Below are 22,159 nucleotides of genomic sequence, written 5' to 3'. Positions count from 1 at the left end.
GTCGCAGAAGCAATCGGCGACCGGCGTTGCGGCTTAGCCCAGCAGGGTAGCCCAGCCTTCAACCACGTCACCGCCCCACTTGGCTTTCCACTCTTTCAGAGTCTTGTGGTTGCCACCTTTGGTTTCGATGACTTCGCCGTTGTGCGGGTTTTTGTATTGTTTAACTTTGCGTGCGCGCTTGGTGCCGGTAGTTTTTACTGCGGCGCCACGGGTGCCTTTGGTTTTCGACTCTGGATCCAGCAGGGCGATGATGTCGCGCAGGGACTTGGAGTATTCGCCCATCAGGGTGCGCAGTTTGCCTTCGAATTCCAGCTCGGCTTGCAATTTGTCGTCTTGCGACAGGTTCTTCAAACGGGCTTGCAGCTCTTTGATTGCTTCTTCAGTGGCACGATATTCGTTGATCAAGGACATGATAACTACCTTATGAGGTGTTGAATGGCAGGGACAGTGCCGCAATAATAGTCAGGCTGTTTCATCAAGTAAACATTTAAGCGGTTTTTTTATTTGAATTAGTTACGTGAAATAACCGGTAAATTGAATGCGCTGTTAAATAATGTGATGCAGTCATCACGAATATTCACAATTATCCACCTGAACAATGCTGCAGGCGCGTCATCCCCTTCGTGTGCGCGGCGCCGAGAAACCCTGAACCGCTCGTTTTCCGCGGACAGGGTCATCAATACTGCAGTTTCCGCGCGCAGTCGCTAGAATGCCCGCCTTTGCGAAGTTCTGGAGTTTCCCCCCATGCGCACCTTTCGGTTGGTGATTTCCTGCCCTGACCGCGTTGGCATCGTTGCCAAAGTCAGTAACTTTCTGGCATCCCACAACGGCTGGATCACCGAAGCGAGCCACCATTCGGACAATCAGAACGGCTGGTTCTTCATGCGTCACGAAATTCGTGCCGATTCGCTGCCGTTCGGTATTGAAGTGTTGCGCGAGAAGTTTGCGCCGATCGCCGAAGAGTTCTCGATGGACTGGCGCATCACCGACACCGAGCAGAAGAAGCGCGTAGTGCTGATGGCCAGCCGCGAATCTCACTGCCTGGCCGACTTGCTGCACCGCTGGCACAGCGATGAGCTCGATTGCGAAATCTCCTGCGTGATTTCCAACCACAATGACCTGCGCAGCATGGTCGAGTGGCACGGCATTCCTTATTACCATGTCCCGGTCAATCCGCAGGACAAGGAACCGGCATTCGCCGAAGTGTCGCGTCTGGTCAAACAGCACGATGCCGAAGTGGTGGTGCTGGCGCGCTACATGCAGATCCTGCCACCGTCGTTGTGCCGCGAGTACGCGCACAAGGTGATCAACATTCACCACAGCTTCCTGCCGTCGTTCGTCGGCGCCAAGCCGTACCATCAGGCGTCGCTGCGCGGCGTGAAACTGATCGGCGCGACCTGCCACTACGTCACCGAAGAGCTGGACGCCGGTCCGATCATCGAGCAGGACGTGGTGCGTGTCAGCCACAGCGACAGCATCGAAGACATGGTGCGTTTCGGCCGTGACGTCGAGAAGATGGTGTTGGCCCGGGGCCTGCGTTATCACCTCGAAGACCGCGTGCTGGTGCACGGCAACAAGACCGTGGTGTTCTGATCGAACCCACGCATGCTTGAATAATGAAGGGCCTGGGCGTTCAATCGTTCCAGGCCCTTTTTTCGTTTCAGCCCTTGAGGAACTGCCCGTGAGCGATCCACTGGACAAAGCCACTTCGAAAGCGCCTGCGACTCTGGGGGAGGGCTGTCTGAGCCGCTACGACCCGGATGACCTGAGCCCGGAAGACGGCACCGAGTTTCCCGGGGCGGCGGAGTTGTGGGAGCAGGTGAAGCCCGAACCGGATGAGGACAGTGAGTCGGCCTGAAAAGATCGCAGCCTGCGGCAGCGCCTACATTGAATGGCGAACCCCTGTAGGCGCTGCCGCAGGCTGCGATCTTCAGGCTTGTCGAATCTTCAGCAGTTTCTTGAGCAATGGCCGTCCCAGCATCAATAGAAACACCGGGCCGCCCACCAACAGATAGAAGTAGAACGTCACCACCCGCCAGATCAGAATCGCCGCCGCGGCGGTGGATTTGCCGACCATCGGCGCCAGCAGCGCCGCCGAAGTCAGTTCCGCCGCGCCTGCGCCACCGGGCAACAGGCTCATTTGGCCGGCGCCCAATGACAGCATCTGCACCAGAAAACTCCAGGCCCATTGCAGGTCCGCGCCCAACCCGCGCAAGGCCAGGTACAACACGCTGTAGCGCAGCAGCCAGTGCATGCAGGTCAGGGCGAAGACTTTGACCAGGGTCTGCCACGGCAACTTGAGCGTGTCGATAAACGCGTCGAGAAAATGCAGCAGCTTGCGCGCCCAGCGCCGGCGAGTGGCGGGTTGCACGTTCAGGCGGGCGAGCAGGCGCCCGCTCAGGCGGATCAGGCGGCGGTGGTAGCGCGCCAGCAGCACGCAACTCAATAGCCCGCCGAACAGCGACACCGCACTGACCATCAGCAACCACTCCAGGCGGTCGCTGAGGTGCTGAAACAACGCGTAAATCAGAATGCCGCTCAGGGCGCAGAGAAAGAACAGCAGATCACTCAACTGATCCATGGCAAACACTGCGCTGCCCCGGGCCGGGCGCACGCCGCAGCGGGCGAGCAACGCCATGATTGTCAGCGGCCCGCCACTGCCGCCGGGGGTGGCGCAGTAGGCAAACTCTGCGGCCATGACCACGCCCAGGCTTTTCAGCGGCGTGACCCGCTCCCGCTGATCGCCCAGCAGCAGTCGCAGGCGCAGGGTATTGATGCCCCAGCAAAGCAGGATCATGCCGAACATGATCAGCAGCCATTGCAGCGGAAAGTTCTGCAGCCGCGCGCCGATTTCACCGCCGCCGAGCAGCACCGGAATCAGGACGGCGGCGAGCAGGCCGATCAACAGCACAATGCCGCGACTCATGCCGCGCGTCCCATCCGCTCACGTTGATAGATCAGCCAGTCGATTTTGCTCATGGGCTTGCGTCCTTCCGCCAGCAGTCGTTCAAGGGTGTGTAGCCAGTAATCACGCGCGAACGGATGACGCATGTCTACCGGGTGCAAGCCTAGACGAATCACCGGGGCGTCGCGCCAGTGCTGTTCGCGTTGGTCGCTGACGATTTTTGACAGGCCTCGGCGCCAGGCACTGCGAGCGCTCCAGACCAGGCCCGGGGTGTCGATGGGGGTGAAATCCGGTAATTGATAAAGATGCTGCGGGTCGCTGGTGTAGCGCAATGGCAGCTCGCGAAGGGCCTGGCGCGTGCCCTCGCTCATCAGCCAGGCCGGGGCGACGAAACCGTGCAACGGCCAGTCATTGCGCTGGAACAGCTCGATGCCGGCGCGCAGGCGAGCCAGGGCGGCGGCGTGGGGCAAACGATAAAACTCGCCTTCGTGGGTGTAGATCCGGCGCATGAACCAGTCCCGGGGCGTGGTTGGGGCTGGCTCGCGGTCCTCATGGTAATAGCCGTGCAAGGCTAGCTCATCGCCACGGGCAAGCCGCTCGCCGAGCATTCGGCAAAACGCCGGGTGGTTGGCAAGTGCGTCGTGCCCATGGAAGTCCGGAACCACCAGCCAGGTCATCGGGACGCCGCCGATCGCATCGACCGCTTCGACAAACGGTCGATAATCCGCCCACGTCGACGGCGCTACGTCATGCAGCACCAGCAGTACGGCGCGACAGTTCAGCCGATCAGCCATTGGCCACCCTTGGCAGCGAGTGGCCGAGGACCGCGTGATAATGACTGAGCAGGCTGTCGACCACCGTGTCCCAGGCGTAATGCTGTTCGACATGTTGCCGCGCCTGGCGGCCGAGTTTCACGCAACCACGGCTGAACAGTTCGCGCACCGCATTGGCCATGGCCTGCGGGTTGTTCGGCAGACACAGCAAGCCGCAATCTTCGTTGATGATTTCCTCGAACGCCCCGGCCGCCACCGCGACGACCGGAATCCCGCAGGCCATGGCTTCAAGAATCACCAGGCCGAAGGTTTCCTGATCACCGGCATGCAGCAGGGCATCAGCGCTGGCCATCAACCGGGCCACGGTGGGCGCCGGGCAGAATGAGTCGATGACGCTGACATTGTCCGGGACCACGGCAGGCATCGACGAGCCGACCAGCAGCAGGTGATAGCGCGGGCCGAGGCGTTGCATGCACTTGAGCAGGATTGGCAGGTTCTTTTCCTTGGAGCCGCGCCCGGCAAAAATCAGCAGGCGAGTGTCCTCGGTAATTCCCAGTTCCGCGCGCAGGCCGTTATCGCGGGCGTCAGGGTGAAAGGTTTGCAGGTCCACGCCCAGTGGTTGCACGTAGACGTTGCGCACCCCCAGGCCCGTGAGTTTGTCGGCCATGACCTGGCTGGGCGCCAGCACCCGGTCGAAGTTGCCGTAGAGTTTGGTGACGTACGCCTCGATATTCGGCGTGACCCAATGGCCCATGCGATTGCCGACCAGCAGCGGCAGGTCCGAGTGGTAAAAGCCGATCACCGGCACGTCCAGTTGGCGCCGCGCATCGAGCGCCGCCCAGGCGGTGAGGTACGGATCGCCGACTTCGATCAGATCCGGCTGCAAATCCTGCAGGACATTGCGCCATGGCGCGAGGCGCAGCGGGAAGCGATAGCCTTTGCCGAAGGGCAGGGCAGGGGCGGGCACCGTGTAGACGCCGTCATGTTCGCCCAGATGCGCGCCGGGGATCAGCAGGCTGTGGCGAATTCCCGGTTTGACGCCCAAGCGGCGGTGCTTGGCGTCCAGGTACGTGCGTACGCCACCGCTGGCCGGGGCGTAAAACATGGTGATGTCGGCGATATGCACAGTAATCAACCCTCCGCTGCGTTGCACTCCCTTGGTTGACCTTTATCCAGAATAGATGTTCGGTCGGGAGTTGGCGGTGGGTCTCAAGGGCATAAAGATCGCAGCCTGCGGCAGCTCCTACACGGGATTTTTGTTCACCCTGTAGGAGCTGCCGCAGGCTGCGATCTTTTGATCTTAGATGCGGAAACTGCCTACCAGCTGCTTCAGACGTGAAGCCTGCTGCTCCAGATCCGAACAGGCGCGCAAGGTCGCCTGCAGGTTCTCGACGCCTTCCTGGTTCAGCGTGTTGATCTCGGTGATGTCGACGTTGATCGACTCGACCACTGCCGTCTGTTCCTCGGTGGCGGTCGCCACCGACTGGTTCATCCCGTCGATCTCGCCGATGCGCTGGGTCACGCTGTTCAGGCGTTCGCCGGCGAGGTTGGCGATTTCCACGCTGTCCTGGCTGTGGCGCTGGCTGTCACTCATGGTGCTTACCGATTCACGGGCGCCGACTTGCAGCTCCTCGATCATGGTCTGCACTTGCTGCGCCGATTCCTGGGTGCGGTGCGCCAGGTTGCGCACTTCATCGGCCACCACCGCGAAACCACGGCCAGCCTCACCGGCACGCGCCGCTTCAATGGCGGCGTTGAGCGCCAGCAGGTTGGTTTGCTGGGAGATGCTGGTGATCACTTCCAGAATCTGCCCGATGTTCACGGTTTTGCTGTTCAGCGACTCGATGTTGCTGCTGGAAGCGCTGAGCATGCTCGACAGTTGATTCATCGCCTTGATGCTGCGATCCACCACTTGCTGGCCGTCTTCGGCGAGGCCGCGGGCATCACTGGCCTGGTTCGAGGCTTGCGCGGCGTTGCGGGCGATTTCCTGAGCGGCGGCGCCCAGTTGATTGATCGCGGCGGCGACGCTGCTGGTGCGCGAGGCTTGCTGATCGGAGTTGTACATCGACGAGTTGGACGCTGCGACCACGCGCAGGGCGACTTCGTTGACTTGCCCGGTGGCCGACGACACTTCGCGGATCGAACCGTGAATACGCTCGACGAAACGGTTGAATGCGGTACCCAGCACACCAAATTCATCGTGATTGACGATGGTCAGGCGTTTGGTCAGGTCGCCTTCGCCGTCGGCGATGTCTTCCATGGCGCGGGTCATGACGTGCAGTGGCTGGATCAGCAGGCGAATCAGCATGCCCAGCAGCGCGATGATGATCACCACCGCGATCACCGTAGCGATGACCGCCGAGGTACGGAACTGGCTGAGCATCGTGAAAGCTTTGTCCTTGTCGACCGACAGCCCGATGTACCAGTTGACCGACGGCAGGCCTTTGATCGGCGCGAAGGTGACGATGCGGGTTTTGCCATCGACGGTGATTTCACTGAAGTCGGTGCTGATGCGCGGGGTGTCCTGCGGATAGGCTTCTTTCAGCGACTTCATCACCAGCGCCTTGTCCGGGTGCACGAGGATCTTGCCGTCGGCGCTGACCAGGAACACATAACCCATACCGTCGAAATCCCGGGCGGCGAGGGTGTCGACCAGCGATTGCAGGCTCAGGTCGCCGCCGACCACGCCCACGCTCTGACCGGCTTTTTTCGAGGCGGTGGCGATGGAAATGATCAATTGGCCGGTGGCGGCGTCGATGTACGGTTCGGTCAAGGTCGAAGTGCTGCTGCTCTCGGCGCCTTTGTACCAAGGACGAACCCGTGGATCGAAACCGTCCGGCATCTTCACGTCCGGGCGGATGGTGAAGTGACCGGTGGCATCGCCCAGGTAGGTGGCCATGAACGTCGAAGTCAGGGATTTCTGTTCCAGCAGGCTGGCGACGTTGGCAGGTTCCGGATTGATGGCGATATTCTGGGCGGCGTTCTCGATCAGTAGAATGCGCCCGTTGAGCCAGGTCTGGATGTTGTCTGAAGTCACCTCGCCCATCTCGTTGAGATAGTTGTTCAGGTCATCGCGGATCGCGTTGCGTTGCAGCCAGTCGTTGTACAGGGTGAACGAGGCGAAAGCGGCGATGACGATGAGGGCGGCGGCAAGCAAAATTTTATGGCTGAAGCGCAGATTTTTGTTCATGGCTTGGGGTTCCGCTAAGGTCTTAATGTCCTGGGCGTGCTTTTATAAGGACGCGCAATATGGGCAAGGGTGAAAACCAACTGATATTTCCGTCTCTCCTTAGGGAAATGTCCGACTCGACCTTTCGGCCGGGTACTCGCCTTGTTTATCGGCCATCGCGAATTAAAGATTAACCATAGGTGACAAAATGCCTGACACATCGCAACTCGTTATCGGCGCCGATCTGGCGGGGCAATCGATTGCTCAGGCCATGCGCCTGGCGAACCGACACGGGCTGATCGCCGGTGCGACCGGGACCGGCAAGACGGTGACCTTGCAGCGCCTCGCCGAGGCTTTCAGTGACGCCGGGGTGGCGGTGTTCGCCGCCGACATCAAAGGTGACCTGTGCGGCCTCGGTGCCGCCGGCAATCCGCAGGGCAAGGTCGCCGAGCGCATCGCCGGGATGCCCTGGCTTGACTACAAACCGCAGGCTTATCCGGTAACGCTGTGGGACATTCACGGCGAATCCGGTCATCCGTTGCGCACCACCCTGAGTGAAATGGGCCCGTTGTTGATCGGCAGTCTGCTGGAACTGACCGACAGTCAGCAGTCGGCGCTGTACGCGGCTTTTAAAGTGGCGGACCGCGAAGGCCTGTTGCTGCTGGACCTGAAAGACCTCAAGGCGCTGCTCAATCACCTCAAGGACAACCCGCAATTGCTCGGCGAAGACGCCGCGCTGATGACCACCGGTTCCAGTCAGGCGTTGTTGCGCCGGCTGGCGACTCTGGAGCAGCAGGGCGCTGAAGCCTTGTTCGGCGAACCGGCGCTGCAACTCGAAGACATTCTGCAACCAGCGGCTGACGGCCGTGGGCGTATTCATCTACTGGATGCCAGTCGTCTGGTTCACGAAGCACCGAAGGTCTATGCGACGTTCCTGCTGTGGCTGTTGGCCGAGCTGTTCGAGCAGTTGCCGGAGCGTGGCGATGCCGACAAACCGTTGCTGGCGCTGTTCTTCGATGAAGCCCATTTACTGTTCGGCGATACGCCCAAGGCGTTGCAGGAACGGCTGGAACAAGTGGTGCGGCTGATCCGCTCGAAAGGCGTGGGGGTGTATTTCGTCACCCAGTCGCCGGGCGACTTGCCGGACGACGTGCTGGCGCAGCTTGGCCTGCGGATCCAGCACGGCTTGCGCGCGTTTACCGCCAAGGAACAGAAATCCCTGCGGGCGGTGGCCGATGGCTTCCGGCCGAATCCGGGGTTCGACACCTTGTCGGTGCTGACGGAATTGGGCATCGGCGAGGCGTTGGTCGGTACGTTGCAGGAAAAGGGCACGCCGGAGATGGTCCAGCGCGTGCTGGTGGCGCCGCCGCAATCGCGGATCGGGCCGTTGAGCGAAACCGAGCGCACGGTGCTGATCGGTGGTTCGCCATTCAAGGGGCGGTATGACAAGCCGATCGATCGTGAGTCGGCGTATGAAATCCTGATGGGCCGCAAAGGCTTGGCGCCGGAGGCTGAAGCCCCAGTGGGCAAACCAGCGCCTGAAGAGCCGAGCCTTGCCGATCGTGCCGGAGAGTTCCTGGGGACGGCGGCGGGGCAAGCGCTGAAGTCAGCCATGCGCCAGGCTGCCAATAATCTCGGCAAACAACTGGTGCGCGGCCTGATGGGCTCGTTGCTCGGTGGCAGTAAACGCCGTTAAAAGCACAGATCGCAGCCTGCGGCAGTTCCTACAGAGAATTGCAATCCAACTGTAGGAGCTGCCGCAGGCTGCGATCCTTTGATCTTGCTGTCAGGCTTTGTCTTTGGCGTGCGCCGCCAGACGCTCCAGCGCCGCGCGCAGATTCGGATCACTGATCCCGTCGGCTGTGGACTGAATGGTCGCCGCCGCATCGCTCGACAGATCCATCGTGTGCCCGACAGCCCCGTGCTGCACGATCGGCGGTCGCACGGTGAACTTGATCCGCGTCAGGTTGGCAAATTCTTCGAACAGCTGCAGTTGCCGCTGCAGGCGTTTTTGTTGGTAGCGCAGGCGCGTGGCCCAATGGCCGTCCGTGACCACCAGCGACAGTTCGCCTTCGCGCCACTTGGCCACATGGCAATGTGCGCGGGCGGCCGGTTGCAGTTGGCTTTCGAGCAGGCGTTGCAGATGCCCCAGGCGTTGGGCATGGCCGAGGATGGCTTTGAGCGGCTTGGCTTCGCGAAGCAGAACGGCGGGTGCTCTGGCCGTAAGGGGGCGAAATGCCATGATCGAACACCTGAAGTAACAGAAACGCCATGGTAGCAGAAAGCACCAGTTTCACTCGCCCATTGCTTTTGTCCCTGCTTTACCCATTAAATCAACGACTAACTTCTTTCCTGCATGGGTTGAAGTTGAGCAAAACGCCCCTATTTTAAGTGAGCCCCGTCAAAGCGCAGTGCCAGCATCGTGGAAGATCGCCACTTTCCTCACCACCGTTTCCGGGTAGAATGCTCGTTCGCATGCGGCCATGAGGGCTGCACGGGCGACTCACGGGGCCGCCCTCCATCCCTTTAGTGTGGAAGATCCTGCCGATATGTTTGCGCCTTTGTTAAAGAAACTTTTTGGAAGCAAGAACGAGCGTGAAGTCAAACGCATGCTCAAGACGGTGCAGCTCGTCAATGCCTTCGAAGAGCAAATGGTGGCCCTTTCGGACGATCAATTGCGTGCCAAGACCAACGAGTTCAAGGCCCGTATCGCCAAAGGGGAATCCCTCGACAAGCTGTTGCCTGAAGCCTTCGCGGTCGCCCGTGAAGCCGGCAAGCGTGTCATGGGCATGCGCCACTTCGACGTTCAGTTGATCGGCGGCATGACCTTGCATGAAGGCATGATTGCCGAAATGCGTACCGGTGAGGGTAAAACCCTCGTGGCAACCCTGGGCGTTTACCTCAACGCGCTGTCCGGCAAGGGCGTGCACGTTGTAACCGTGAACGACTACCTGGCCCGCCGTGACGCCAACTGGATGCGCCCGCTCTACGAATTCCTCGGCCTGACCGTCGGCGTCGTGACGCCGTTCCAGCCGCCGGAAGAGAAGCGCGCCGCCTATGCTGCCGACATCACCTACGGCACCAACAACGAATTCGGGTTCGACTACCTGCGCGACAACATGGCGTTCAGCATGGAAGAGAAATTCCAGCGCGAACTCAATTTTGCCGTGATCGACGAAGTCGACTCCATCCTCATCGACGAAGCCCGTACCCCGCTGATCATTTCCGGTCAGGCCGAGGACAGTTCCAAGCTGTACATGGAGATCAACAAACTGATCCCGCAGCTGGAACTGCATGTGGAAGAAGTCGAAGGCGAGGTCACCAAGGCCGGTCACTACACCATCGACGAGAAGACCCGTCAGGTCGAGCTCAACGAAGCCGGTCACCAGTACATCGAAGAAATGCTCACCGGCGTCGGCCTGCTGGCCGAAGGCGAGAGCCTGTACTCGGCACATAACCTGGGCCTGCTGACCCACGTCTATTCGGGGCTGCGTGCGCACAAGCTGTTCCACCGCAACGTCGAATACATCGTGCAGGACGGTCAGGTCGTCCTGGTCGACGAGCACACCGGTCGTACCATGCCGGGCCGCCGTCTGTCCGAAGGCCTGCACCAGGCCATCGAAGCCAAGGAAGGTCTGAACATCCAGGCCGAGAGCCAGACCCTGGCCTCGACCACGTTCCAGAACTACTTCCGTCTGTACACCAAGCTGTCCGGCATGACCGGTACCGCGGACACCGAAGCGTTCGAATTCCACCAGATCTATGGCCTGCAGGTCATGGTCATTCCGCCGAACAAGCCGTTGGCGCGTAAAGACTACAACGACCTGGTGTTCCTGACCGCCGAAGAGAAATACGCGGCGATCATCAACGACATCAAGGAAGGCATGGCCCAGGGCCGTCCGATCCTGGTGGGTACTGCGACCATCGAGACTTCCGAGCACGTTTCCAACCTGCTCAACAAGGAAGGCATCGAGCACAAGGTCCTGAACGCCAAGTTCCACGAAAAAGAAGCTGAAATCATTGCGCAGGCCGGTCGTCCGGGCGCCCTGACCATCGCCACCAACATGGCCGGTCGCGGTACCGACATCCTGCTGGGCGGCAACTGGGAAGTGGAAGTCGCGGCGCTGGAAAACCCGAGCCCCGAGCAGATCGCCCAGATCAAGGCCGACTGGCAGAAGCGTCACCAGCAAGTGCTGGAGTCCGGCGGTCTGCAGGTGATCGCGTCCGAGCGTCACGAATCGCGTCGTATCGACAACCAGCTGCGTGGCCGTGCCGGCCGTCAGGGCGATGCCGGTTCCAGCCGCTTCTACCTGTCGCTGGAAGACAGCCTGATGCGCATCTTTGCCTCTGATCGGGTGAAGAACTTCATGAAAGCCCTGGGCATGCAGCCGGGCGAAGCGATCGAGCACCGCATGGTGACCAACGCGATCGAGAAGGCGCAGCGCAAGGTGGAAGGTCGCAACTTCGACATTCGCAAGCAACTGCTCGAGTTCGACGACGTCAACAACGAACAGCGTAAAGTGATCTATCACATGCGTAACACGTTGCTGGCCGCGGACAACATCGGTGAAACCATCGCCGACTTCCGTCAGGACGTGCTCAACGCCACCGTCAGCGCACACATTCCGCCGCAATCGCTGCCAGAGCAGTGGGACGTGGCCGGTCTGGAAGCTTCGCTGGCGAGCGACTTCGGGGTGAAGCTGCCGATCCAGCAATGGCTCGACGAAGACGATCACCTGTACGAAGAGACCCTGCGCGAGAAGCTGATGGTCGAGCTGATGGCGGCGTACAACGAGAAAGAAGACCAGGCCGGTGCCGAAGCACTGCGCTCCTTCGAGAAACAAATCGTTCTGCGCGTACTGGATGACCTGTGGAAAGACCACCTGTCGACCATGGATCACCTGCGTCACGGTATCCACCTGCGTGGCTACGCCCAGAAGAACCCGAAGCAGGAATACAAGCGCGAGTCGTTCACGCTGTTCTCCGAACTGCTGGATTCGATCAAGCGCGACTCGATCCGTGTGCTGTCGCACGTTCAGGTGCGCCGCGAAGATCCTGAAGCCGAAGAGCAACGCCTGCGTGAGGAAGCCGAAGCACTGGCCGCCCGCATGCAGTTCGAACACGCCGAGGCCCCAGGTCTGGAGCAGCCGGAAGCACTGGGTGAAGAGGTCGATGTAGCCCTCGCCGCCGCGCCGGTTCGCAACGAGCAGAAGCTGGGCCGCAACGAATTGTGCTACTGCGGTTCGGGCAAGAAATTCAAGCATTGCCACGGGCAGATCCAGTAAACCCCGTTTCAATCGCTGAAATACCCGCGCCGCGACCGGCTCCTGCCGTCGCGGCGTTTTGCCATTTAATCCACCGCCTTCTGGTCGTAAAAGTAGGAGCGCGGTGCTGACATCATTGAGTAAGGAGCGCATTCATGGCTGTTGGTCTTGGTCCTTTGCCAACGTTGCACCCGGTTGCCGGTTTTGAACTCGGTATCGCCTCGGCCGGCATCAAGCGCCCCGGGCGCAAGGATGTGGTAGTGATGCGCTGTGCCGAAGGTTCGACCGTGGCCGGTGTCTTCACGTTGAACGCCTTCTGTGCCGCGCCGGTGATCCTGGCGAAAAAACGCGTGCAGAACGCTGTGCGTTATCTGCTGACCAACACCGGCAACGCCAACGCCGGTACCGGTGAGCCGGGCCTGGCCGCTGCCGAGCGCACCACCGCGAAACTGGCCGAACTGACGGGCGTCGACGCCAGCCAGATCCTGCCGTACTCCACCGGCGTGATCGGTGAGCCACTGCCGGTCGAGAAGATCGAAGGCGCACTGCAAGCGGCGCTGGACGATCTGTCGGAAAACAACTGGGAAGCCGCCGCCACCGGCATCATGACCACCGACACCCTGCCCAAGGGTGCCAGCCGCCAGTTCCAGCATGACGGCGTGACCATCACCGTCACCGGCATCAGCAAAGGCGCGGGCATGATCCGTCCGAACATGGCGACCATGCTCGGTTACATCGCCACCGACGCCAAAGTCTCCCGCGACGTGCTGCATAACCTGATGCTCGACGGCGCCAACAAGTCGTTCAACCGCATCACCATCGACGGCGACACCTCGACCAACGACTGCTGCATGTTGATCGCCACCGGCAAGGCAGCCCTGCCGGAAATCACCCGCGCTGAAGGCGAGCTGTTCGCCAAACTCAAGCAAGCGGTGTTCGAAGTGTGCATGGACGTGGCCCAGGCCATCGTGCGTGACGGCGAAGGCGCGACCAAGTTCGTCACCGTTGAAGTCAACGGTGGCGGCAACCATCAGGAATGCCTGGATGTCGGCTACACCGTGGCGCACTCGCCGCTGATCAAGACGGCATTGTTCGCCTCCGACCCGAACTGGGGCCGTATCCTGGCCGCTGTCGGCCGTGCCGGCGTGCCGAACCTGGACGTGAGCAAGATCGACGTGTTCCTCGGCGACGTGTGCATCGCCAGCCGTGGCGCCCGTGCCGAGACCTACACTGAAGCACAGGGCTCGGCGGTGATGCAGCAGGAAGAAATCACCATCCGCATTGAGTTGGGTCGCGGCGATTGCAGCGAAACCATCTGGACCACCGACCTGTCGCATGAATACGTGAAGATCAACGCCGAGTACCGCACCTGATCCAAAAGGGTGAGGGTGGGCTGCCGGCCTCTTCGCGGGCGAGCCCGCTCCCACAGTGGTCGGTGTGTAATTCCAATTCTGAGTACACCTCGAAACCCTGTGGGAGCGGGCTTGCCCGCGAAGGCGCAGGTATTGACACCAAAAGTCTTGAAGCTTTCCACTGACGAAAAGGCGCCACACCATGTCCCTGCACCTGATCATCGGCGACAAACTGCTTTCCTCCTGGTCGCTGCGTGCCGCACTGGCCGTCGAGCTGACCGGCGCACCCTATACCGAAGAGCTGATCACGCTCGGCAAGCCCGACACCCGCGAGCGGCTGCTCAAGCATTCGCCGACCGCCAAGGTGCCGTTGCTGCAAACGTCCCGCGGCACCATTGCCGATTCTCTGGCGATTGCCGAATACCTCGCCGAACAGTTCCCGTCCGAACAGCTTTGGCCTAGCGATCTTTTTGCTCGCGCCCAGGCCCGTTCCGCCTGCGCGCAGATGCACAGTGGCTTTTTCGCCATGCGCAATCACATGCCGTTCAACCTGAGCCACGACGCACCGCTCAACCCGGTGCCGCCGGAGGTGAAGGTCGATATCGAGCGCATGCTCGCACTGTGGGCTGAATGCCGTACCGCTGCCACCGAGCCCGGGCCCTATCTGTTTGGCCGGGTGAGCCTGGCCGATGCGTTCTTCGCGCCGATTGCCGTGCGTCTGCGTACCTATCAGGTACCGTTGCCGGCCGTCGATCAAGCTTATGTTGAAACCATCTACCAATGGCCCGCCTTCAAGGCGTGGCAAAAGGCTGGACTGGAGGAGTTGACCCCGTGAAACGCGTACACGTCGCCGCCGCCGTCATCCGTGACGACAGTGGCAAGATCCTGATCGCCCGCCGTGCCGACACCCAGCATCAGGGTGGCCTGTGGGAGTTTCCCGGCGGCAAGGTCGAGGCTGACGAATCAGTCGAACGCGCATTGGCTCGCGAGCTGCACGAAGAGTTGGGCATCGTCGTTGGCGCTGCTCGCCCGCTGATCAAGGTGCGTCACGATTACCCGGACAAGCAGGTGTTGCTGGATGTCTGGGAAGTGTCGAGCTTCAGCGGTGAACCGCACGGCGCCGAAGGCCAGCCATTGGCCTGGGTTAGCGCGAAAGAACTGACCCGTTACGAGTTTCCGGCCGCCAACCAGCCGATCGTTGCGGCGGCGCGTTTGCCCGGCGAATACCTGATCACACCTGAAGATCTGGAAGCACCAGCCTTGCTGCGCGGCATCCAGAAGGCGATTGCCGGCGGGATCAAGTTGATCCAGCTGCGCGCGCCGAACGGCTATGACCCCAAATACCGTGATCTGGCGGTGGATGCGGCAGGTCTGTGTGCCGGCAAGGCGCAGTTGATGATCAAGGGACCGTTCGAATGGCTCGGCGATTTCCCGTCTGCCGGCTGGCACATCACCGCCGCGCAATTGCGCAAATACGCCGAAGCGGGGCGGCCATTGCCGGCGGAGCGCTGGCTGGCGGCTTCGTGCCATAACGCTGAGGAATTGGCGTTGGCGGAGCAGATGGGCGTGGATTTCGTCACGCTGTCGCCGGTGCAGCCGACGCTGACGCATCCGGACGCGCAGCCGTTGGGCTGGGAGCAGGCATCGACGTTGATCGAGGGCTTCAGCAAGCCGGTGTTCCTGCTCGGCGGGGTAGGCCCGGCGGAGCGGGACAAGGCCTGGGGCGTTGGGGCTCAGGGTGTGGCGGGGATTCGGGCGTTCTGGCCTGATTCTGTTTAACGGCTACCGGCCTCATCGCGAGCAGGCTCACTCCTGCCATTAACCGCGTTCTATCTGACGGAATGCGGTCAACTGTAGGAGTGAGCCTGCTCGCGAAGGCGTCCTGTCAGGCACTACTTATCTGAAGGTTTCGCCGCCGGCAGCCACAGAATTTCCGCAATCCCCTGCCGCCGCGCAATCAACCGCGCTGCAACAAACAGCAAATCCGACAACCGATTGATATACGCCAGGCCAACCCCGGCCAACGGCTCGATCGCGTTCAAATGCTGACAACGGCGCTCGGCACTGCGCGCCAGGCTGCGGCACACATGGGCCTGGGCAATCAGCATTGAGCCACCGGGCAGAATGAAATTCTCCAGCGGCCCCAGTTCCTCGTTCCACACGTCGATCGCCGCTTCCAAGCGTTCGATTTCTGCCGTGTTCAGCGCCTGATATTCCGGCATTGCCAGCTCACCGCCCAGATCGAACAAGCGATGCTGACAAGGGGCGAGCACTTCGATCAGTTCATTCAATCCCGGAAAAGCCTCACGCTCGGCGATCAAACCGGCCAGCAGCACACCGACCTGACTGTTCAGCGTGTCGACTTCGCCAATGGCTTCGATTCGCGGGTGGTCCTTGGGCACGCGGCGGCCATCGCCCAGGCCGGTTTCGCCTTTGTCGCCGGTGCGGGTGTAAATCTTCGACAAGCGAAAGCCCATGGGTTACCTCGGTAGTTGATTGGTTTCGGCGGCGATGGCCGCCGGTTGCGTCAGTGGCAGGCGCAGCGTGAAGCAGGTGCCTTGGCCCGGCGCGGACTGCACTTCCATCTGCCCTTTGTGGTTGTTGGTGATGATGAAGTACGACACCGACAGCCCAAGGCCCGTGCCCTGACCGATTTCCTTGGTGGTGAAGAACGGTTCGAAGGTGCGTTTGCGCACGTTCTCGCTCATGCCGATGCCGTTGTCCTCGACCTGAATCTCGGCCCATGGCGGGTTGAGTTTGGTGCGCAGAATGATCCGTCCCGGCTCGCTGTCGTCTTCGCGTTGGTGAATGGCTTGCGCGGCGTTTTTCAGCAGGTTGAGCAGCACTTGCTCCAGTTCGTTGGCGGTACCCGGCACAGGGCCGAGCGCCGGGTCGAACTGACGGATGATCGCCTGGCCCTTGAAGTCGAAACCGATCGCCAGGTCGAAGTCGTTGCCGGCAATTTCCACCGCCTGATCGATCAGCGCCGGCAGATCGCAGGGCGCCATTTGCCGGGTGCTGCGCCGGCTGAAGCTGAGCATGTGGGTGACGATTTTGGCTGCGCGGGCACCGGCCTGCTGAATGCCATCGAGCAGTTTCGGCACTTCGCGGCTTTGCAGGTAACGGTTGACCGTGTCCAGCTCGATGCCGAGCTGCTCGGCGGTTTCGAGGTTTTTCGGCAGGTCCGGCGACAGTCGCCGACGAATGTTCTGCACGTTGTGCAGGATCGCGCCCAGCGGGTTGTTGATCTCATGGGCCATGCCGGCGGCGAGGCCGCCGACCGAGAGCATTTTTTCCGATTGCACCATCATTTCCTCCAGCGACAGGCGCTGGGTGATGTCGTCTATCCGGATCACCACACCGCGCCCGGCGCCGCCCATCAGCGGGTAGAAGGTCAGGGCGTAATGCTTGGGTTCGTCATCCTTGAGCCAGGTCACCCGCTCGATCTTCGCCACCGTGTGTTGTTCCACGGTCTGCTTGAGTTGCGGCAGGAACGGTTTGAGCGGTTCGAAGGCGAGGAAGATCGGCTGGTTCAGCGCTTCATCCAGGCGTGTCCCGGAGAGGGCGCTGGCCTCCTGATTCCACTGGGTCACGTAGAGCTGCTCGTCGAGGGCGATCAGCGCCGAGGGCATGGAGTCGATGATGCTGTTGAGGTAGTTCTGGAATCCGGTGAGCTTCTTCTCGATCTTGCTGCGCACCTGGACTTCCAGCTCCAGTTTGCGGTTGGTGTGGCGGGTTTCTTCCGCCAGACCCTGAGCCTGGTCATAGGCGGCTTGCGAGTCATCACGGGCGCGCTTGAGCTGCTGTTCGCGGGCTTCGATGCGCGAGAGCATGGTGTTGAACGCTTCGGCGAGGCTGCCGATTTCGTCGTGGTTGCCCCGCGAGGCGCGCAGGGCGTAGTTCTCTTCGCGAGTGACCTGACGCGAGAGTTCTTCCAGCTCATGGATCGGGCGGGTGATCAGGCGTTTGATCTGCCGGGCAATCACCAGCCACAGCAGCACACTGAAAATCAGGATGCCGAGGCTGGCGGTCAGCGTGCCGGTGTAGAACGCCATCGGCAGTTCACTGCTGGCCACCAGCAGCAGATGCCCTGGTTCGGTACCCGGGCGGGGCAGGGTGATCAGCTGATTGCTGCGAAACTCGGTGAGTTGCCAGGCTTCGACGTGTCGATAGCGTTCCGGCAGATTGAGCTTGTCGCCACGCTGCACCTGGGCGATCCGCTCCCCCTGGCCGTTATACAGCGCTGCCGCACGCAGCGGCGAATAGCTGTCGAGTTCCTTGAGCAGGCGTTCGGCGCTTTGCGGCGATTCCAGGGCTTGCGAGACCAGGCTCGGGTTGGAGATCAGTCGGCCGATGGTCTGCAGGGCCTGCGGCGCCATGCTTTCCTGGGAGATGTAATAGGCGGCGCTGATAAAGGTCAGGTTGGCGACCAGCAGAACAGTGGTCAACAACACCAGCAGGGCGGCCAGCAGTTTCTGGCCGACCGGCAGGTTTTCAAGGCGCTGGCGCAATGGCATCAGGTTTATCGCAGCAGAGGAACAAGTGGGCAGCGTAGCCGCTGCTCAGTCGCTGGGCAATCCAAGGCTGCGCAGATGGGCGACCAGGCGCTGCTGCAATCGATTGAGGTGGGGAAGATTCAACTGATGGCGCGTGGCGACTTTGCAGGCGTGCCCCAACAGGTAGCTGATTTCAGTGCGGCGCCGGTTCGCCACGTCCTGATACATCGAGGAGTAATTGGCCGCCGTGGCGTGGATCACCCGTTCGACTTCCTGTTGCAGGTTGACGGCTGCTGCCGGTTGGCCGCAGCGCTCCAGCAGCTCGGCCAGCTCACTGCACAGCGTGGCGACTTCGCATTGATGCTGCTCAAGCCCGCCGTTGCGGCAATCGTGGAGCACGGTCAGCGGGTTGATCGCGCAATTGAGCGCCAGTTTGCGCCACAACCGGGTGAGGATGTCGGTGCTCCATTCGTGGGGGATGTGCGCCGCTTGCAAATCGTCCAGCCAGATCGGCGCTACCGGGTGCCCCGCATCGCCCAGCCAGGTGAAACCGTGGCCGGCAAACACCACGCGCCAGTCGCCGTCGCGGAAGGCGCCTTCGGTGCTGGAAGCGCTGATGCAACGTGCCTGCGGTACCAAGGCTGCGACGGCGTCCTGACTGCCGAGGCCGTTCTGCAGCAGGATCAGCTCGGCATCGGCAGTCAGACGCGGGACGAGGCGGGCGACGGCGCTTTCGGCGTCATAGGCTTTGCAGGCGACCAGCAGGCGGCGGATCGGCTCCGGATCGTCCGCCGTTTGTGCGGGGACGGCGTAGGTGTTGACTGCGCCGTGCTCGACCAGGGTCAGGCCGCCGGCCGCCTGATAGCCACGCAAACGCTTGGCATCGCGCACGATCAGCCGCACCGGCAGACCGGCCCGGGCCAGGCGCGTGGCCCACAGGGTGCCGAGGCTGCCGGCGCCGAGAACGTGCCAAGGGGTGGACATCAGTTTTTCACTCGGTAAGGTACTGGCATGCAAGGCTCGCCGTATCGGTGGGAAAAGACCCGTTATAATGAGCCGGATTTTAACCGCAAGCCAAGCGCGCTCCATCCTGATCGAGCGCGCCTTTTTATTGGAGAGATTACATGCCGTCGTTCGACGTGGTATCCGAACTGGACAAACACGAGCTGACCAACGCGGTCGAGAACGCCGTGAAGGAACTCGATCGTCGCTATGACCTGAAAGGCAAAGGCAGCTTCGAGTTCAAGGAAAAGGACCTGACCGTCAACCTGACCGCTGAAGCCGGGTTCCAGCTGGAAGCGATGATCGAGATCCTGAAGCTGGCTCTGACCAAGCGCAAGATCGATGTGCAGTGCCTTGAAGTAAAAGACGCTTACGCCTCGGGCAAGCTGATGAAGCAGGACGCCATCCTCAAGGAAGGCATCGACAAGGAGCTGGCGAAAAAGATCGTCGCTCACATCAAGGACGCCAAGCTCAAGGTGCAGGCCGCCATCCAGGGCGAGCAGGTCCGTGTGACCGGCAAGAAGCGCGATGACCTGCAGGAAGCCATCGCGGCCCTGCGCGCCAAGGAATTCGGCATGCCACTGCAGTTCAACAACTTCCGCGACTAAGTCTGGTCGGATGACCTGTGGGAGCGAGCCTGCTCGCGAAAGCGGTGTGTCATATCTCATTGCTCAATGACACGGCGTTTTCGCGAGCAGGCTCGCTCCCACTTTTATTTGCATATAGCCCGGGTAGCCGGAAATCAGGAGATGGAATATGGATTTGAATGCTGAGGTAGACAACCTGGTCAAGGCATCCCAGGCGTGGATTCCGATGATTATGGAATACGGCAGCCGTGTGCTGCTGGCGGTGATTACGCTGGCGATCGGCTGGTGGCTGATCAACAAGGTCACGCAAAAACTCGGCGGTCTGCTGGCCCTGCGCAATGCCGACCTGGCACTGCAGGGGTTCATTAGCAGCCTGGCGAACATCATTCTCAAGGTGCTGCTGATCGTCAGCGTGGCCTCGATGATCGGTGTGGAAACCACCTCGTTCGTGGCCGCGATCGGTGCGGCCGGCCTGGCCATCGGTCTGGCGTTGCAAGGTAGCCTGGCGAACTTCGCCGGCGGCGTGCTGATTCTGCTGTTCCGTCCGTTCCGTATCGGTGACTGGATCGAAGCGCAAGGCGTGTCGGGTACTGTCGACAGCATCCAGATTTTCCACACCGTGCTGCGTACCGGTGACAACAAGACCATCATCGTGCCGAACGGTAATTTGTCGAATGGCATCATCACCAACACCAACCGTCAGCCAACCCGCAAGGTGGTGTTCGATGTGGGTGTGGATTACGAAGCGGATCTGCAGAAGGCCCGTCAGGTGCTGCTGGATCTGGCCAAGGATGAGCGCGTGTTGCAGGACCCTGCACCCCAAGCGGTGATTTCTACCCTCGGTGACAGTTCGATCACTGTTTCCCTGCGTGTCTGGGTTAAAACTGCAGACTACTGGGATGTGCTGTTCATGTTTAACGAACAGTCGCGCGATCGTTTGAAGACTGCCGGTATTGATATTCCGTTTCCACAGCGCGTGATTCGTGTGGTTCAGGAATCGGTAACACAATGATAGGTTGCTAATTAAATGTCTGACTTGTTGGTCAGGCATTTATGACAAGTGACAGGCAATAAAAAAGGCCCATCCGAAGATGGGCCTTTTTTTATGCTTCCAAACTAACCACTGACAATTACAGGATGTTCAGTGGGTATTCGGTGATCAGACGGAACTCTTTAACGTCGCCTTCACCTTCGTCAGCGTTAGCAACGTGCCAGGCTTGACGGATACGGAACGACAGATCTTTCGCTGGGCCAGACTGAACAACGTACTTGGCTTCGAAGTTGGTTTCGTGGTGTTTGCCGTCTTCACCGTAAAGACCGGTGTAAGCGCTACCCGCTGGGGTGTGGGTACCGTCGATATCCCAACCTTTAACGTAACGAACCATGAAGCTCAGACCTGGAACGCCGTACTCGGCCATTTTCAGGTCGTAACGGGCTTGCAGGGATTTCTCGCCTGGAGCGTTGAAGTCAGAGTACTGGATAGAGTTGGCGAGGAAGATCGAGTCGCCACCACGGTTGTTCTTGCCCACGCCGATGTAGTCGAACGGGGTGTCGCCGTTGACCTTCTGGAAGCCCAGTGTGAAGGTGTGTGCCTTCAGGAACGACAGGGCGGTTGCCAGCGAGAAGGCGGTGTTGCTGATGTCGCCCGCTTTGGCGCTGCCGGTATCGGTGGTGCGGTAGATGTTGAAGTCGGTGTTCAGCGAAGTATCACCACCAAACGGGGTGGTGAGGTTCACGTTGGCGTAGTACTGGTTCCAGATGTCTTCCAGCTTGGCGCCGTACAGCGATGCAGTCAGGTTGTCAGTGATGCCGTATTTACCACCGAAGTAGTCGATGTTTTTGGCTTCAACACCAGCGTAGGTGGCGTAAAGGCCGCCATCACGGGCGTTTTTGTCCTGGCTGGTAGCCGAGTAGAAGTGACCGGCTTCGAGGTCAAGGTCTTTGACTTCGCTGCTCTGCAACTGGAAGCCAGTGGCAGTTTGCGGAAGGATACGGGAGCCGCCAACAGCGAATACCGGTGCTGTGCTTGGCTGCATGTCGCCGAATTTCAGCTCGGTTTTGGAGATGCGGAACTTAATGGCTGCGCCGGCTTTGCCTTGGCTGTCGTTAACGTCGTGGGCATAACCGTTAGCCTTGACGGTGTCGCTACGGCTCATGTTGCCGGTGCCGGAAGTACCATCACCGCCATCCAGTTTGACCGCCAGGTAACCGAATGCATCGATACCGACGCCTACGGTGCCTTGGGTGTAACCGGAAGTGAAGTTACCGAGGAAGCCCTGGGTCCAGTCTTTCTGGTCGTGGCCACCGTTCTTGTTGTCGCGGTTGAAGTAGTAGTTCTTCAACGTCTCGGTAAGTTTCGCGCCTTCAACAAAACCTTTGGCTTCTGCCTGGTCATCTACAAACGGGGCGGCCGTAGCCAACTGAGTGCTGGCTGCTGCTGCAACTGCCAGTGCGATTGTGCTCCACTTCATCACGCGCATCGTGATTTGCTCCTTTGGTTTTAGAAGAGTACTGCCGTCCCACCTGTTTTATTATCTGGGCGGCTCTTTCTTTTTGTGTCGGCGCAAACTTATATCACGCCGACAATGTTGGCGATACTTGCGCATACAAC

General features: G+C 60.5%; 19 protein-coding genes and 1 pseudogene. 9 read left to right on the top strand and 11 right to left on the bottom strand.

The window, feature by feature from the left end; translation table 11 throughout:
* Nucleotides 1–33: 33 nt before the first annotated feature.
* Nucleotides 34–411 (bottom strand): histone-like nucleoid-structuring protein MvaT, encoded by a 378-nt coding sequence (gene mvaT, locus NN484_RS15185; RefSeq protein ID WP_003227581.1) that lies wholly within the window; start codon nucleotides 409–411, stop codon nucleotides 34–36.
* A gap of 333 nt (nucleotides 412–744) precedes the next feature.
* Here mvaT and purU point away from each other — a divergent pair, with 333 nt between their 5' ends.
* Both purU and NN484_RS15175 read left to right on the top strand, forming a co-directional pair.
* Entirely contained in the window at nucleotides 745–1,593 is an 849-nt protein-coding gene (gene purU, locus NN484_RS15180) for a formyltetrahydrofolate deformylase (RefSeq protein ID WP_025112763.1), read from the top strand.
* 88 nt (nucleotides 1,594–1,681) lie between these two features.
* Nucleotides 1,682–1,858 carry a hypothetical protein gene (locus NN484_RS15175; RefSeq protein WP_164747833.1) on the top strand — a complete coding sequence of 59 codons (177 nt, stop codon included), beginning with the start codon at nucleotides 1,682–1,684 and terminating at the stop codon, nucleotides 1,856–1,858.
* A gap of 72 nt (nucleotides 1,859–1,930) precedes the next feature.
* Here the strand turns inward: NN484_RS15175 and gpgF are convergent, their stop codons facing one another.
* From gpgF to NN484_RS27370, 5 genes and pseudogenes are all read right to left on the bottom strand, one after another.
* Nucleotides 1,931–2,926 (bottom strand): glucosaminyl phosphatidylglycerol flippase, encoded by a 996-nt coding sequence (gene gpgF, locus NN484_RS15170; RefSeq protein WP_274657414.1) that lies wholly within the window; start codon nucleotides 2,924–2,926, stop codon nucleotides 1,931–1,933.
* A complete protein-coding gene (gene gpgD, locus NN484_RS15165; RefSeq protein ID WP_127648377.1) occupies nucleotides 2,923–3,699 on the bottom strand; it encodes an N-acetylglucosaminyl phosphatidylglycerol deacetylase in 777 nt (258 codons plus the stop codon). The genes gpgF and gpgD overlap by 4 nt, the downstream gene beginning before the upstream one ends.
* Nucleotides 3,692–4,804 carry an N-acetylglucosaminyl phosphatidylglycerol synthase gene (gene gpgS / locus NN484_RS15160; RefSeq protein WP_127648423.1) on the bottom strand — a complete coding sequence of 371 codons (1,113 nt, stop codon included), beginning with the start codon at nucleotides 4,802–4,804 and terminating at the stop codon, nucleotides 3,692–3,694. Before gpgS ends, gpgD begins: the two co-directional genes overlap by 8 nt.
* 174 nt (nucleotides 4,805–4,978) lie before the next feature.
* Nucleotides 4,979–5,743 carry a methyl-accepting chemotaxis protein gene (locus tag NN484_RS27375; RefSeq protein ID WP_371043227.1) on the bottom strand — a complete coding sequence of 255 codons (765 nt, stop codon included), beginning with the start codon at nucleotides 5,741–5,743 and terminating at the stop codon, nucleotides 4,979–4,981.
* A gap of 93 nt (nucleotides 5,744–5,836) precedes the next feature.
* Nucleotides 5,837–6,868: pseudogene (locus NN484_RS27370) on the bottom strand (cache domain-containing protein); the annotation flags it as partial.
* Nucleotides 6,869–7,055: 187 nt separating this feature from the next.
* Here NN484_RS27370 and NN484_RS15150 point away from each other — a divergent pair.
* Entirely contained in the window at nucleotides 7,056–8,543 is a 1,488-nt protein-coding gene (locus NN484_RS15150) for a helicase HerA-like domain-containing protein (RefSeq protein ID WP_215502739.1), read from the top strand.
* Between the two features lie 90 nt (nucleotides 8,544–8,633).
* Here NN484_RS15150 and NN484_RS15145 read toward each other — a convergent pair whose 3' ends face one another.
* Nucleotides 8,634–9,089 carry a DUF721 domain-containing protein gene (locus NN484_RS15145; RefSeq protein WP_127648380.1) on the bottom strand — a complete coding sequence of 152 codons (456 nt, stop codon included), beginning with the start codon at nucleotides 9,087–9,089 and terminating at the stop codon, nucleotides 8,634–8,636.
* Between the two features lie 307 nt (nucleotides 9,090–9,396).
* Between NN484_RS15145 and secA the strand changes: the two genes are divergently transcribed.
* The 4 genes from secA (at nucleotide 9,397) to NN484_RS15125 (ending at nucleotide 15,242) form a co-directional block, all read left to right on the top strand.
* Nucleotides 9,397–12,132 carry a preprotein translocase subunit SecA gene (secA, locus tag NN484_RS15140; RefSeq protein ID WP_127648381.1) on the top strand — a complete coding sequence of 912 codons (2,736 nt, stop codon included), beginning with the start codon at nucleotides 9,397–9,399 and terminating at the stop codon, nucleotides 12,130–12,132.
* Between the two features lie 134 nt (nucleotides 12,133–12,266).
* Nucleotides 12,267–13,484 carry a bifunctional glutamate N-acetyltransferase/amino-acid acetyltransferase ArgJ gene (gene argJ, locus NN484_RS15135; protein ID WP_047296069.1) on the top strand — a complete coding sequence of 406 codons (1,218 nt, stop codon included), beginning with the start codon at nucleotides 12,267–12,269 and terminating at the stop codon, nucleotides 13,482–13,484.
* A 181-nt stretch (nucleotides 13,485–13,665) separates the two neighbouring features.
* Nucleotides 13,666–14,298 carry a glutathione S-transferase family protein gene (locus NN484_RS15130; protein WP_127648383.1) on the top strand — a complete coding sequence of 211 codons (633 nt, stop codon included), beginning with the start codon at nucleotides 13,666–13,668 and terminating at the stop codon, nucleotides 14,296–14,298.
* Nucleotides 14,295–15,242 carry a Nudix family hydrolase gene (locus NN484_RS15125; RefSeq protein WP_215502740.1) on the top strand — a complete coding sequence of 316 codons (948 nt, stop codon included), beginning with the start codon at nucleotides 14,295–14,297 and terminating at the stop codon, nucleotides 15,240–15,242. Before NN484_RS15130 ends, NN484_RS15125 begins: the two co-directional genes overlap by 4 nt.
* A gap of 113 nt (nucleotides 15,243–15,355) precedes the next feature.
* Here the strand turns inward: NN484_RS15125 and NN484_RS15120 are convergent, their stop codons facing one another.
* From NN484_RS15120 to NN484_RS15110, 3 genes are read right to left on the bottom strand one after another with little or no spacing between them, the layout of a single operon-like run.
* The gene (locus NN484_RS15120; protein WP_274657413.1) at nucleotides 15,356–15,940 is read right to left on the bottom strand and encodes a cob(I)yrinic acid a,c-diamide adenosyltransferase; all 585 of its coding nucleotides are present in this window, start codon (nucleotides 15,938–15,940) and stop codon (nucleotides 15,356–15,358) included.
* Nucleotides 15,941–15,943: 3 nt separating this feature from the next.
* Complete coding sequence (locus tag NN484_RS15115) at nucleotides 15,944–17,980, bottom strand: sensor histidine kinase (RefSeq protein ID WP_127648386.1); 2,037 nt, start codon at nucleotides 17,978–17,980, stop codon at nucleotides 15,944–15,946.
* 45 nt (nucleotides 17,981–18,025) lie between these two features.
* Nucleotides 18,026–18,943 (bottom strand): putative 2-dehydropantoate 2-reductase, encoded by a 918-nt coding sequence (locus NN484_RS15110; protein WP_274657412.1) that lies wholly within the window; start codon nucleotides 18,941–18,943, stop codon nucleotides 18,026–18,028.
* A 140-nt stretch (nucleotides 18,944–19,083) separates the two neighbouring features.
* On the opposite strand from NN484_RS15110, the gene NN484_RS15105 reads away from it, so the two are divergent.
* Both NN484_RS15105 and NN484_RS15100 read left to right on the top strand, forming a co-directional pair.
* On the top strand, nucleotides 19,084–19,569 hold the full coding sequence (locus NN484_RS15105) for a YajQ family cyclic di-GMP-binding protein (RefSeq protein ID WP_003227548.1): 486 nt from the start codon (nucleotides 19,084–19,086) through the stop codon (nucleotides 19,567–19,569).
* 148 nt (nucleotides 19,570–19,717) lie between these two features.
* On the top strand, nucleotides 19,718–20,560 hold the full coding sequence (locus NN484_RS15100) for a mechanosensitive ion channel family protein (RefSeq protein WP_215502743.1): 843 nt from the start codon (nucleotides 19,718–19,720) through the stop codon (nucleotides 20,558–20,560).
* A 118-nt stretch (nucleotides 20,561–20,678) separates the two neighbouring features.
* Here the strand turns inward: NN484_RS15100 and NN484_RS15095 are convergent, their stop codons facing one another.
* Nucleotides 20,679–22,028 (bottom strand): OprD family porin, encoded by a 1,350-nt coding sequence (locus NN484_RS15095; protein ID WP_127648389.1) that lies wholly within the window; start codon nucleotides 22,026–22,028, stop codon nucleotides 20,679–20,681.
* Between the last annotated feature and the right edge of the window lie 131 nt (nucleotides 22,029–22,159).

The organism is Pseudomonas serboccidentalis (assembly GCF_028830055.1).
GTDB lineage: Bacteria > Pseudomonadota > Gammaproteobacteria > Pseudomonadales > Pseudomonadaceae > Aquipseudomonas > Aquipseudomonas serboccidentalis.
Note: the sequence above shows the minus strand (reverse complement) of the source record. Positions and strands in the feature narration are given on the sequence as shown.